Here is a 12,418-nt window from a genome sequence, read left to right on the forward strand (position 1 = left end):
CGGTGGTGCCGGGTCAAGGCACGCTTTCCCGCCTTGACCCGGCACCACCGTCCGTAGTGACAATCGAGCTTCGGGGTGGTGGGCACCCGGAACAGCCCGAGTCAGCGGCACCTCCGAGCAGAGGCCAGCAGGCCCCACAACAGCACCGACCGCCTCCGCCGGAGCCCAACCCGGCATCGGCAGGCGCTGGCAAAGTTCCGCTGGTCCGGGCGCCCTCAAAGGTCCACTGGCCCGGGCGCCCTCGAACGTCCCGAATGAGTCATTCGCGACACCGCAGCGGCCCGGAACCGCCCCAAAACACCCCCGGACCTGGCCCACCCTCCCAGGGGGAACCACCCGTCTCCAGCCTACCGCCGCCCTCCGACAGAAAGTGCCCAACCGAACACGATCCTCCGAGTTGTCCACATGTCGACTCCCCTGGGGACAACTTGTGGATGACCACCCGGATTCAGGTCGCCAAGCTGCCGCACCCGGCTTACAGTCCCTTTATGCGTCGGCGCTGGATCCTCGTGGTCCCGGTTGCGGTGCTGGTCACAGCGCTGCTCGCGGGGGTCGCCACCTGGACTCGGTCCGGCGGCATCGAACGCGACCTCACCGCCCGGGCCCAAGCCGCTCTCTTCCAAGCCGGGCTGCCCACCGGGGATGTCCGGTTCGACGGCCGGGATGCCACCCTCAGCGGGTTCCCGCCCGGGCAAGCGCTGCGGGCCCTCGAAATCGTGCAGAACGTCGACGGCGTCCGGGCCGCCAAGGTCAACGGCGACGTCATCCCCGTGGCCCCCAGCACCACCGCGACCACGCCGACGACCCCGGCCACGACCACGCCGAGCCCGCCGCCCACCACCAGCACCACGGCTCCTCCGCCCACCGACAAGGCCGGCGTCCAAGCCGAGATCGATCGGATGCTCACCGAAGCCCCGATCGCCTTCCAGCCCGACACCGCGAAGCTCACCCCGGAGGGCGAACAGGCCGCTCGATCCGTTGCCATCGCCCTCGCCAAGGCGCCCGCCGGGTTCCGGTACCGCGTCACCGGGCACGTCGCCCGGGGTCCCGGCGGGGAGAGTGCCGCCCTCAAGCTCTCGCGGGACCGCGCCCGGGCCGTCGCGCGGATCCTCACCACCAACGGCCTGACCACCAACCGCGTGACCTACCGGGGGCTGGGCGACACCCGGCCGGCCACCGGCGGCGAAGAAGACCGGCGTGTCGAGATCACGGTCGTTTGAGGGGTGATGAGCTGATGTTCTGGCTGTTCGGGCAGATCTGGCTGTGGCTGATCGTCGCCTTCGCCCTCGGCGCGCTGACGTCGTGGCTCGTCCTGCGCACCACCAAGAGCCCCCAGCCCGCGCGCGAAGAAAAACCCGAAGCGGAACCGGCGTACGAGCCCCCGCCCCCGCTCTCGACCGAGCAAACCCAGTTCATCCCCGCCGCCTGGGCGCAGCACCCGCCCGATCGCCGGGCCGGCGCGCCCGATGACGACGAACAGGATCCCGTCGGCCACCGCGAGGGCCACCTTCCCCTGCCCCCTCAGCGCGGTGCGCAGGCCGAGGACTGGCCCACCGAAGAGGAGCCCGCCTGGCCGGAGTCCGAAGAGGCCCCGCAGTGGCCGCAGCAGCCTGGGCGCGGTGGCTGACACCCATCCTGGTAAGTTCGGCTACGCACTGTGAGCGAGGGCTGAGGAGGGGGTGGCGTGGCGCTCCCCCATTGGACGGCGCAGCAGGTCCTGCCACCGGGCCGGCACGCGGGCGACCTCGCCGACGTCTACGAACGCCTGGTGTTCGACGCCCCGCACCAGAACGAACGCGAGATCCTGTTCAGCGCGCTCAACAGCTACCTCGGCGTCGCCCGGCGGATCATGCCGTCCGGCCGCGCCTGGATCGGCGGCGAGCTGATCACCCGGACCGCGCACCCGCCGCGCGGCCTCGACGTCGTCCTCATCCCGGACGAGTGGGGCGCGCTCAAGCGGCTCGACGACGCCGGCCGGTCCGCGCTCTACGGCCTGCTCACGCTCCGCGGCGTGATCGTCGGGCAGCCGGCGATGTACCTCGACCAGGTGCAGCCGGTCGGGGGCATGCTGGACGGCTTCCTGTGCCGTCCCGGCGACGAAGACGTGTGGGCCGAGGTCTGGGCCGAAGGCGGCAGGGGCTACCCGGAGATGATCTGGTGAGGAACGAGTTCCGGCGCATCGCCGACGAGATCCCCGGCGGCACGTGGCTCGACGACCTGGCCCGCGCCTCGGCGATGGCGGCCAACGCCAAGTTCGAACGGACGTCCCGCTCCCCGCTGCTGCACGTCTCGGTGATCGGCGAGCAGACCATCGACGCCTACACCTTCTCCGACATCAGCCGCGCCCTGCAGGACGCGACGGCGAAGATCGGCCACATCATCCGGAACCCGTCCGGCGAGGTCACCCAGGTCCAGCAGACCGACCGGGACAAGGCGCCGCTGATCCAGCGCGGCCAGGCGGGCAACGCGATCTTCTTCGGCTTCCCGGAGCCGCTGGCCGACGACGCCCTGATCGTCGACGGCATCGAGACGCTGTCCGAGCGCGCGGTCAAGGAACTCTGCGACTTCCTGCCGGCGAACGGCTCGGACGACGGCGCGCTCGACGCCGTCCTGCTCCAGCGCGACACCGTCCGCAACGCGGTGAGCGACATCGTCAACGCCGTCGCGAAGAACGCCGGCATCGGGATGGCGCTGACCCCGACCGCGGGCGAGCAGGTCACCCGCAGCATGACCACCGAGCAGGCGCGGATCCTGCAGGGCAGCCTCCGCGAGTCGCGCGAGGAGGTCGGCTACGAGACGGTCCGCGGCCGGCTCGACGGCGTCCGCACGCGACGCCGGATCTTCTACCTCGACCGCGAGTCGGGCGGCACGATCCAGGGCGCGGTGGCGCCGGACCTGCTCGACCAGATCAAGGAGAACCTCGATCGCCCGGTGACCGCCCGGCTCCGCGTCGTGCGCACGACGACGATCGACGGACGCCGCGGCCGGCCCGTTTTCGAACTCCTCGAAATCACCCCGGAAGTCAGCCTTTTCGACTGAAATGTCCGTTGTGGAACTTTCGTCTTGAACGCTGGTAACGACGGTCGTCGTGGGCCGAACGGCCACGAAAACCGTGGGAGCTCCGATATTCTTGCCATTGATCACCGGGCCACGTCATGCCCGTGATGTCAGGAAATATCGATACCTGACCGCAAATGGTGGGACAATGACTTTTTCCAGAATGTAACAATTTCGTTCTGGGCCACACTTATGGGTTAACGTCGTCGCACTCCCACCCGAAGGGGTTCGCATGATGACCGACCCGCAGTACCCGCAGGCCGCCGCGCGCCACGGACGGCCCGCGCCGCCGGTGACGGCCACGGAGCGTCGTCAAGCCAATGCGAAGCCCGCACGGAACATCCTGGCGATCGTCGGCCTGCTGCTCGGCGTGGCCGCCCTGGTCGTCACGTTCGTCCCGGATCTCGAGGTCGTCGCGTGGCCGCTGGGCGGGATCGGCCTGGTCCTGGCCGTGGCCGGGCTGGTCCAGGCCAAGAAGGGCACCGTGGGTGACCGCGGGGTGGCGATCGGTGCCACCGTCGTGACGGCCGCCGCGCTGCTCACCGCGGCCGGGATGCTGCTGTATTCGACCTTCTTCAGCGGCGGCGAGAGCGGGCTGCACCTGCCCGCGGTGGCCACCGACAAGCACGCCGTGACGTTCCAGGTCACCTCCGCCGGCGGCGCGACCGTGCGCTACGGCAGCCTCAACGACCAGCGCACCGAAAACGCGCCGGCCAGCACCGACGCGTGGCAGGGGCAGGCGTCCTACAACAATGGCTCGTACCTGCTGACGCTCACCGCGGACACCCGCAATGCGACGGTCAGCAACGAAATCAAGTGCGCCATTCTCGTCGACGGCAAGAAGGTCGCGGAAAACAGCGGGGCGACGATCGCGCTCTGCACGGCGAACGTCGGCTGATCGGGCGCGGCAACCCCGCCTGGCGACCGGCCGGCCTACCCCCAAGTCGGCCGGCCGGGCCGCCACGAGCCGCTCCTGGCGACTCCGGGTCCCACGCGGAGTTTCCCGCGCGGGGCCTGGCACCGGCGTCTCCGCCTGCCCCTCCCCTAGGGCTCTGCCGGCACCGCCGAACCTACGCGGACACCGCCCGCGCCCACTAAGAATCCACTAAGGATTGAGCGTGCGGGCGGGGTCGTGACCCATTCGCAACGAAATTCCGGCCAAGCGAAACTGTCGGAATCCGGTTCACTGCAGATCGGCGAGTTCGGTGCGGACCTCACCGACGAGCTTCGGGTGCACGCGCTCGTAAATGCGCACCGACAACGCCAGTTGTTCCCGTGCGCCGTCGATGTCGCCGCGGGCCCGCAGCACCCGGCCCAGCGTCAGCCGCAACGCCCCTTCGCGCGCGACGAACTCGCGGCTGATCGCCAGGTCGATCGCCTCCCAGGCGTACCGCTCGGCGGCCTCGTGGTCCCCGGCCCGCAGGTTCAGCTCGGCCAGCTTGTCGAGCGAGACGACGACCTGGTCGTCGTCACCCAGTTCGCGGTCGATCCACAGGCCGGCGCGCTGGTGGGCGATCGCGTCGGCCAGCCGGCCCGCCCGCTTCTCCGCCTGCGCGCAGCTGCTGAGCGCCGGCCCGCGCAGGGTGACGTCCGGCGCGTTCGCGACGGCCGCGGCCAGCCGCTCGATCGCCTTGTCGTGTTCGCCGAGCCGGCTCAGCGCGCGCCCGAGGTGCAGGTCCACCGACGTCCGGAGCCGCTGGTCGGCCGACTCGGCGGCCAGCTCCGCCGCCCGCTCGGCGTCGGCGAGCCCGAACCCCGGCAGCTCGAAGGTCAGCGCGATCTCGCACCGCGCCAGCCGCAGCCAGCACTGCCCCTCGACGTCGCCCGCGGCTTCGGCGGCGGCGACCCCGAGGTCGGCCATCCGGGTCCACTCGTCCAGCAGCGGGCAGGTGACCCAGTAGGTGTGCGTCAGGCGGGCGAGGCGCCAGACGTCGTCGTGACGGCCCGCGGCGGCCGCGGCGTCGAGGACGGCCAGGACGTTCGGCCACTCCGCGGCGAACCAGTCGTGGGCCTCGGCGAAGCCGGGCAGCGGCGGCATCGCCTCGTCGGCGAGCACGCCGGAGAAGTCGAGCGGGTCGGCGACCCGGCCGAGCCGGCGCCGCGCCCGGTCGGCCACCGTCTGGTAGTAGCGGACCGACCAGCCGAGCGCCTCGTCGCGCTCCTTGTCCCCGAGTTCCTTCTCCGCGAGCTCGCGCAGGTAGAGCCAGACGAGGTCGTGCGGCACGAAGACGTCGCGCTCGGTCTCGGTGATGAGGTTGTGCGCGGCCAGCGCGCGCAGCCGGCGCCGGGCCTCGGCCACCGGGATCTGCGCGACCGCGGCCATTACGTGCGGCCCGACCAGCACGCCGGGGATCGCGCCCAGCTGCAGGAACGTCTCGGCGACTTCGCCGGGCAGCCCGCGGAAGGAGACGTCGAACGCCGCGCGGACGCTGTCGTCGGCGCCGTCGACCTGCAGCCCCGCGAGGCGGGTGCGTTCGTTGCCGAGCTCGTCGACGAGTTCCTCCGCCGTCCGCTGCGCGCTCGCCGAAAGCCGCGCGCCCGCGATCCGCAGGGCCAGCGGGAGGTAGCCGCAGAGCCGCGCGAGAGCGTGGTTGAGGCTCGCCGGGCCGGCCAGTTCCTCGATGAGCGCCACGGCGTCGTCGGGCGCGAGCGTGCCGAGCACGCGCTGCTTGGCCGCGTTCGACACCGCGAGCCCGTCCAGGCGCGAGCGGCTGGTCACCACCGTCATCGTCCGCGCGCTCGGCGGCAGCAGCGGCCGCACCTGCTCGGCGGTGCGGGCGTCGTCGAGCAGCACCAGCATCCGGCGCCCGGCGATCAGCGACCGGTAGAGCGCGACGCGTTCGTGCAGCAGCTCCGGGATCTGCGCGGTTTCGACGCCGAGGCCGAGCAGGAACTGGGTGAGCAGCTCGGCCGGTTCCAGCGGCGGGTGGTGCGGGTCGAAGCCGCGCAGCGACGCGAACAGGACGCCGTCCGGGAACCGCGGCGCGACCCGGTGCGCCCACCACACGACGAGCGTGCTCTTGCCAACCCCGGCCGTGCCGCTGACCACGGCGATCGTCGTCTGCCCCGCCTCGGCCCGGGTGACCAGGCCGTCGAGCCAGGCCAGCTCCTCGGAGCGCCCGGCCAGGGTGGGCACCGCCGCGGGCAGCTGCGAAATCGCTTTCGCCGGCTCCGCACCGGCGGCCGGGGCGACGACGTCCCGCGCCGGGAGGTCGTCGTTGAGGACGCGCTCGTGCAGCCATCGCAGTTCGGCACCGGGCTCGACGCCGAGGGTGCGCAGCGTCGCGCGGGAGACGGTCCGGTACAGCTCGAGCGCGTCCCCGCGGCGGCCCGCGTGGTAGAGCGCCCGCATCAGCTGGCCCGCCGTCCGCTCGGCCAGGGGATCGGCCCGGACGATCGGGCTGAGCTCGACGATCAGCTCCGCGTGCCGGCCGAGTTCGAGGTCGGCGTCGACGCGGGCGCCGTGCACGGCGAGGCGGAGGTCCTCCAGCTCGGGCGCCTCGAGGGAGTCGGGCACCCCGCCCAGCGCCGGGCCCTGCCACAGCGCGAGGGCCTCGGCCAGCAGCGCGGCGGCGACCTCCGGCGTGGCCACCGACGCGCGGTCCAGCAGCGAGCGCGCCCGGTGGACGTCGATCCGGTCGGGCTCGACGTCGAGCCGGTAGCCCGGCGGGGTGGTGAGGATGCGCGGGCCGTCGAGGTCGCGCAGGATCCGCCGCAGGTGCGAGACGTTGCCGTGGACGATGGTGCGGGCGGTCGCCGGCGGGTCGTGGCCCCAGAGGGCGTCGATGATCTCGTCGAGCCCGACGACCTTGCCGGGCCGCAGCGCCAGCAGCGCGAGCAGGCCGCGGACGCCGGGGCCGCCGATCGGGACGGGGTCGTCGCCGTGGAAGAGCTGAACGGGCCCGAGCAGCTGGAGCCGGGTCTGGGCCATGCTCGCGCCCACCTCCCCGGATCCACGGTGTCCCCCGGCGTCGCCCCCGCCGGAAAAGTCAACCTACCGTGATGACCGGCCGGCGAATACCGCCCCACCGGGCCGGGACCAGGAGGTTTCGTCACGCTGCGGAATCCGCGGCCCGGGCCGGGCGCGCCTGCGATTGGCGCGGACGTGACGGAGCCCCGCACCACCGGTCCCGATCCGGTGGTACGGGGCTGCCGTTGAAACTTCCGGCCGGGCCGCCAGGGGGCCGGTCCGCCCGTCCGCCACCGAGGGCGACCGGGCAGGTGAGCTCACCCCGAGCGAAGCACCCGCCGCCGGCCGTCGACGAAGACGTGTTGCACGGGCCACACACCCGCGCGGTGGCGACACCGTAACAGGGCGCACCGAGTCCGTCACGGGCGGGTCAGGGTCGGGCGCTTCGCGAAGCTCCCGGCCGGCGGACGGCCCGGCGCAGCGACTTACCCACGACAAAGGGCCCGGCGCGGCGCGATCCGCCGGCCGGGCCCCAGTCGAGACCGAAGCCAGGAGCCTCAGCGCGTGATCGGCGTCGAGTCGCGGCCGGCGATGAACGCGGGCCGCGGGGTGCTCGCCGCGAACGGCTCCTGGAGCGCGTTCTCCACGCTGTTGAACACCAGGAAGATGTTCGAGCGCGGGTACGGCGTGATGTTGTTGCCCGAGCCGTGCATGATGTTCGAGTCGAACCACAGGGCCGAGCCCGCCTGGCCGGTGAACTGGTCGATGCCGTGCTCGGCCGCCATCTTGGTGATGTCGTCCTCGCTCGGCACGCCCACCCGCTGGTCCTTGAGCGAGCTTTTGTAGTTCGCCTCCGGCGTCTCGCCGGCGCACTGGACGAACGTCCGGTGCGAACCCGGCATGATCATCAGGCCGCCGTTGAACGGGTAGTTGTCCGTCAGCGCGATGGAGCAGCTGACCGCGCGCGGGGCCGGCATGCCGTCCTCCGCGTGCCAGGTTTCGAAGTCCGAGTGCCAGTAGAACCCGGTGCCCTTGAAGCCGGGCATGTAGTTGACGCGGCTCTGGTGGACGTACACCTCCGAGCCCAGCAGCTGCCGCGCCCGGTCCAGCACGCGCGGGTCGCGCACCAGCTCGGCGATCAGGCCCGAAATCTCGTGGACGTCGAAGATCGACCGGACCTCACCGGTCTTCGCCTCGGTGATCACGCGCTCGTCCTTGGCGAGCTCCTCGTCGGAGGACAGCCGCACCAGCTCCTGCCAGTACGTCTGGACCTCTCCGACGGAGAGCATGTCCTCGACCACGGTGTAACCCTTGGTCTCGTGGTTCGCCAGCGTGGCGGCGTCGATCGGGCCGTCGGCTTCGGTACCCCACACCGTGGGGTGCACGCGCGGCAGGTGCGCCGGCGTACCGGTGATCCGGGTCGGGTAACCGTCGTCGACCCGGGTGTCCGTCAGCGTCACGGGCTTCGCCTCCTGTTTCCTCTCCGGTACTTACTCGGTGATCAGCGGGTACACGCCGTTCTCGTCGTGCACCTCGCGGCCCGTCACCGGCGGGTTGAACACGCACACGCACTTGATCTCGGTCTTCGGCCGGACCTGGTGCTTGTCGTGGTCGTTGAGCAGGTAGAGCGTGCCGGGCTTGAGCTCGTACACCTTGCCGGTGGCCAGATCCTCGATCTCGCCCTCGCCGGAGGTGATGAACACCGCCTCGATGTGGTTGGCGTACCAGAAGTCGTTGACCGTCCCCGCGTACAGCGTGGTCTCGTGCACCGAGAAGCCGACGCCCTCCTTGGCGAGGATGATCCGCTTGCTGCGCCAGTTCTCGGTCTTGATGTCGGCGTCGGTGTCGGTGATCTCGTCGAGTGTGCGGACGAGCACGGGCGATCTCCCTTACTTGGTCAGGACGGCCTTGACGGACTCGTCGATGATCGACAGGCCCTGCGTCAGCTCGTCGTCGGTCAGCGTCAACGGCGGCAGCAGCTTCATCACTTCGCCGTCGGGGCCGGAGGTTTCCATCAGCAGGCCGCGGGCGAACGCTTCCGCGCAGACCCGGCCGGCCAGGTCGCCGCTGGCGAACTCGATGCCGCGCGCGAGGCCGCGGCCCTTGGCGAGCAGGTTCGCTTCCGGGTAGGCCTCGATGATGCCGCTGAACGCGGTCGCGATGCGCTCGCCCTTCGCCTTGGTCGACTTCTCGAGCTCGTCGTCGCTCCAGTAGACGTCGATCGCTTCCTTGGCGGTGACGAACGCCGGGCTGATCCCGCGGAAGGTGCCGTTGTGCTCGCCCGGCTCCCAGACGTCGAGTTCCGGCTTGATGAGCGTCAGCGCCATCGGGATGCCGTAACCGCTGATGGACTTCGACAGGCAGACGATGTCCGGCGTGATCCCGGCGTCCTCGAAGGAGAAGAACGGGCCGGTGCGGCCGCAGCCCATCTGGACGTCGTCGAGGATCAGCAGGATGTTGTGGCGCTTGCAGAGGTCGTCGAGGCCCTTCAGCCACTCCAGGCGCGCGGCGTTGATGCCGCCCTCGCCCTGGACGCCTTCGACGATCACCGCGGCCGGCTCGTTGAGCCCGCTGCCGGAATCTTCGAGAAGCTTCTCGAAGTACAGGAAGTCCGGCATCGCACCGTCGAAGTACTTGTCGTACGGCATCGGGGTGGCGTGCACCAGCGGAACGCCGGCGCCGCCGCGCTTCATCGAGTTGCCGGTGACCGACAGCGCGCCCAGCGTCATGCCGTGGAAGGCGTTGGTGAAGTTGATGACCGCTTCCTTGCCGGTCACCTTGCGCGCCAGCTTCAGCGCGGCTTCGACGGCGTTCGCGCCGCCCGGGCCGGGGAACACGACCTTGTAGCCGAGCCCGCGCGGGTCGAGGACCTTGTCGCGGAAGGTCTGCAGGAAGTCGCGCTTGGCCACGGTGAACATGTCCAGGGCGTGGGTGACGCCGTCGCGCTGGATGTAGTCGATCAGGGCCTGCTTCAGCCGCGGGTTGTTGTGCCCGTAGTTCAGCGCGCCGGCCCCGGCGAAGAAGTCCAGATAGGGCTTCCCGCTTTCGTCGTACAAGTGGCTGCCCTGCGCGCGGTCGAACACGACCGGCCAGCCGCGGCTGTAGCTGCGTACTTCGGATTCGAGCTCTTCGAAGATGCTCATGTGTTTCTTTCGCTCCTAATCGCCCGGATTCGTCGGTACCGTCAGCGGTCCGATGCGGTAAAGCTCTTCCGGCAGGTGTCCCGCTTCGGGAAAATCCTCGCCGTCGAACAGCACACTGGTTTCCGTTGCGGCGTCCCACCGCTTCGCGAACGACGCGAACAGCCGGATGGACGCTTCGTTGTCCGGGGTGATGGTGGTCTCGAGGTAACGCACCCCCGCGCCGACCAGGCGCGTGTACAGCGCGTCGAGCAGGGCCCCGGCCAGGCCTTTCCCCCGCTGCGAGCTGTCCACCGCGACCTGCCAGACGAGCGCCGAGTCCGGCGCGTCCGGCCTGCGGTAGGCGATGACGAAACCGACCGCCCTGCCATCCTCACGCGCGACCACCGACGACTCGGCGAAATCGCGGCACCACAGCATGTACGCGTACGGCGAGTTGAGATCGAGCTTGGCGGAATCACGCGCGATTCGCCACAGCTCCGCGCCGTCCGCCTTGGTCGGGCTTTCGATCAAGTGCGTTACGGACATACTCAGGAAACGTAACAGAGAATTTTCCGCCTGCCAGCGACGCAGCTCACGACCCCCGTGATGACCTGCGGGGACGCGATGTACCCGGTGAGCAGTCACACAAACCTGTTTGAACCGGCCGGCGTATGGGCACACGCGCGCTCGGGGCGCGGACGCACGGCCCGTGACCTATCCGCACGATGAACCCAAATCGGGATGATCGCAAGGCGACGGGCCGGAAACGCTCAGCGCGAACTCGGTTCGGGAGCGCGTTCCACCGTCTTCGGGGACGGCCGCCGGGCCACTTCGAGCACGACCGCCTTCGCTTCCCGGTTGCGGGCGCGGCGATGGCCGAGACGGCGCAGGAGAGCGCTCACCGGCGTCACGACCGCGGGCAGGATCAGCAGCCCGGAGACGACCAGCCACCACACCGCGCCCTCGCCGCGGCGCCAGCCGGCCACGACGTCACCGAGCCAGCCGAAGAACGGCCGCGCGAGCGGCGGCAGGAACGCGGCCAGCAGCAGAGCCGCCACGACCAGCGCTCCCAGCGCGGTGAACAGCCAGCGCACCTTGTGGCCCGTCGTGAGCAGCGCCGTGGCCAGGTAGACGGCCGCGCCCGCGAGGACCGGGAGGCCGACCCACTGCAGGACAGCGCCGCCGTTGTTGCCGATCACCAGCCCGGCCAGCAGCGCCAGCACACCGGCCACCAGCGAGCCGGCCGTGCCGAGCCGGGACGCGCCCTGCGAGACCCTCGCCGTGCTCCTGGCGACGGTCCGCAGCATGCCCGCGACGGTCTGCGGCCAGCCGCCGGGCAGCCGGAACGCGACCGTCCCGGCGTTGACCGTGGCGGCGCCGAGCGCGACGAGCGTCCGGGTCAGCCGGGCGGTGCCCTGCTCCCCGGCGAGCTTTTCCGCCGAGACGCGGCAGGCCTGGAACTGGGCCTGCGCGGCGCCGACGTCGACCCGGGGCAGGTCGCCGGCCAGCGCTTTCCCGATGCCCGGGCGGTCGTCGGCGTCGTAGCGCGACGCGAGGGTGACGACCGGGAGCTCCTCCGCGGCGATTTCGGCCTGCCGCGTCCGGGCCAGCACCATGGCCGTCACCGGCATGCTGATCGGCCGGTCGGCGTCCGGGGCGGCCACCGGCTCGAGATCGGCGTCGAGGCCGAGGAACGCCAGTTCGGCCGTCAGCTGGTCGCGCAGCTGCCCGGCTTCGGCCGGCGTGCACCGGTCGAGCTCGTCCGGCTTGCGCCAGAGGGGCTTGAGCGCGGCGACGAACTCGTCGCGGAACCGCTCGGGCCCGACGATGTCCCGGAGCGTTTCGAGGCGGACCGGGTCGAGCAGGCACTGGACCAGCCAGCCGGCACCGTCGATGCGGCCCCACATCCAGTCGTTGGCCCGCCACGACGCCTTGTAGAACGCGCCGAAGTAGCTCGCCTGCATCCCGGTCAGCTTGTCCCACGACCGGCGCCGCGTCATGTCCAGCAGCGTCCGTGAATCGGCGCTGACCTGCACGAGGTCGACCCGCTGGTCGACCGACGGCGCCTGCGCGAGCAGCCCGCGCGTGGCCACGTGCAGGATGAGCAGCCGCGCCTGGACGACCTCGTCGCCGCCCGCGGCGTCCGGGCCGAGCGCCAGCCAGTTCAGCAGGGTCGTGACGGTGCCGGACTTCCCGGGGTCGGCGTCGGCCAGCGCCCGCAGCGTCGGCGCCGCCGCCCGCAGGCCCGCGACGACCTTCGGCCACGCCTCGGCGACGGCGGCCGAGCGGCCCAGTCCGGCCCACTCCTCGGCGAGCTCGCGGATCCACA

11 protein-coding genes are annotated in these 12,418 nt (G+C 71.3%); 5 read left to right on the forward strand and 6 right to left on the reverse strand.

Annotation, left to right across the window (positions count from 1 at the left end; translation table 11 throughout):
* Nucleotides 1–488: 488 nt before the first annotated feature.
* The 5 genes from ACWEVN_RS40790 (at nt 489) to ACWEVN_RS40810 (ending at nt 3,955) form a co-directional block, all read left to right on the forward strand.
* Nucleotides 489–1,220 (forward strand): OmpA family protein, encoded by a 732-nt coding sequence (locus ACWEVN_RS40790; RefSeq protein WP_449687407.1) that lies wholly within the window; start codon nt 489–491, stop codon nt 1,218–1,220.
* Nucleotides 1,221–1,234: 14 nt separating this feature from the next.
* A complete protein-coding gene (locus ACWEVN_RS40795) occupies nt 1,235–1,627 on the forward strand; it encodes a hypothetical protein (protein ID WP_452054861.1) in 393 nt (130 codons plus the stop codon).
* A gap of 57 nt (nt 1,628–1,684) precedes the next feature.
* Entirely contained in the window at nt 1,685–2,161 is a 477-nt protein-coding gene (locus ACWEVN_RS40800; protein ID WP_449687409.1) for a DUF6932 family protein, read from the forward strand.
* Nucleotides 2,158–3,039 (forward strand): hypothetical protein, encoded by an 882-nt coding sequence (locus ACWEVN_RS40805; RefSeq protein ID WP_086852001.1) that lies wholly within the window; start codon nt 2,158–2,160, stop codon nt 3,037–3,039. Before ACWEVN_RS40800 ends, ACWEVN_RS40805 begins: the two co-directional genes overlap by 4 nt.
* A 250-nt stretch (nt 3,040–3,289) precedes the next feature.
* Entirely contained in the window at nt 3,290–3,955 is a 666-nt protein-coding gene (locus ACWEVN_RS40810; RefSeq protein WP_449687410.1) for a DUF4190 domain-containing protein, read from the forward strand.
* A 285-nt stretch (nt 3,956–4,240) separates the two neighbouring features.
* On the opposite strand, the gene ACWEVN_RS40815 is transcribed toward ACWEVN_RS40810, so the two are convergent.
* The 6 genes from ACWEVN_RS40815 to ACWEVN_RS40840 all read right to left on the reverse strand — a co-directional run.
* Nucleotides 4,241–6,988, reverse strand: coding sequence for a BTAD domain-containing putative transcriptional regulator (locus tag ACWEVN_RS40815; RefSeq protein WP_452054862.1), 2,748 nt, complete (start codon nt 6,986–6,988; stop codon nt 4,241–4,243).
* A 536-nt stretch (nt 6,989–7,524) separates the two neighbouring features.
* Nucleotides 7,525–8,427 carry an ectoine hydroxylase gene (thpD, locus tag ACWEVN_RS40820; RefSeq protein ID WP_452054863.1) on the reverse strand — a complete coding sequence of 301 codons (903 nt, stop codon included), beginning with the start codon at nt 8,425–8,427 and terminating at the stop codon, nt 7,525–7,527.
* Nucleotides 8,428–8,457: 30 nt separating this feature from the next.
* The gene (locus ACWEVN_RS40825) at nt 8,458–8,844 is read right to left on the reverse strand and encodes an ectoine synthase (RefSeq protein ID WP_310968817.1); all 387 of its coding nucleotides are present in this window, start codon (nt 8,842–8,844) and stop codon (nt 8,458–8,460) included.
* Nucleotides 8,845–8,856: 12 nt separating this feature from the next.
* Entirely contained in the window at nt 8,857–10,110 is a 1,254-nt protein-coding gene (gene ectB / locus ACWEVN_RS40830; protein ID WP_449687412.1) for a diaminobutyrate--2-oxoglutarate transaminase, read from the reverse strand.
* A 15-nt stretch (nt 10,111–10,125) separates the two neighbouring features.
* Nucleotides 10,126–10,680, reverse strand: coding sequence for a diaminobutyrate acetyltransferase (gene ectA / locus ACWEVN_RS40835; protein ID WP_452054865.1), 555 nt, complete (start codon nt 10,678–10,680; stop codon nt 10,126–10,128).
* Nucleotides 10,681–10,859: 179 nt separating this feature from the next.
* Nucleotides 10,860–12,418 (reverse strand): DUF3376 domain-containing protein (locus ACWEVN_RS40840; RefSeq protein ID WP_452054864.1); only part of this gene is annotated, 1,559 nt, incomplete at its 5' end.

Source organism: Amycolatopsis sp. NPDC003861 (assembly GCF_053605405.1).

Bases quoted from the DNA above. Each gene is read 5' to 3' on its own strand.
- ACWEVN_RS40790 (WP_449687407.1), top strand. From the start codon at position 489: ATGCGTCGGCGCTGGATCCTCGTGGTCCCGGTTGCGGTGCTGGTCACA.
- ACWEVN_RS40795 (WP_452054861.1), top strand. From the start codon at position 1,235: ATGTTCTGGCTGTTCGGGCAGATCTGGCTGTGGCTGATCGTCGCCTTC.
- ACWEVN_RS40810 (WP_449687410.1), top strand. From the start codon at position 3,290: ATGATGACCGACCCGCAGTACCCGCAGGCCGCCGCGCGCCACGGACGG.
- ACWEVN_RS40815 (WP_452054862.1), bottom strand. From the start codon at position 6,988: ATGGCCCAGACCCGGCTCCAGCTGCTCGGGCCCGTTCAGCTCTTCCAC.
- ectB (WP_449687412.1), bottom strand. From the start codon at position 10,110: ATGAGCATCTTCGAAGAGCTCGAATCCGAAGTACGCAGCTACAGCCGC.